The following is a 239-nucleotide window of genomic DNA, read 5'->3' on the forward strand; positions in this document are numbered from 1 at the left end:
ATTACCCCAGGCATTGTTCGTTGGTTATATGGCATCAATCATCGGTTGGCATTAGAGCATTTAAACCGGCTAGAAAACGATGGGCTATTGCGTGTGGTAAAAACACACCGAAGTCCAGATGGTCGTGTCTACGTGCCTACCTATACTGCAGCCAAATTTGCCGAGGAGTTAATGGGCATCGATATACATTTTAGAGCGAATAGAAACCCTGCTCTGCAGTTCAATCAAAACAATGTAAT

1 pseudogene is annotated in these 239 nt (G+C 43.5%); it reads left to right on the forward strand.

The features are described 5' to 3' along the window. Window positions 1–239: pseudogene (locus R0J88_RS23145) on the forward strand (hypothetical protein); the annotation flags it as partial.

Origin of the sequence: Pseudoalteromonas sp. SIMBA_162 (assembly GCF_046535955.1) — a bacterium.
Lineage (GTDB): Bacteria > Pseudomonadota > Gammaproteobacteria > Enterobacterales > Alteromonadaceae > Pseudoalteromonas > Pseudoalteromonas marina.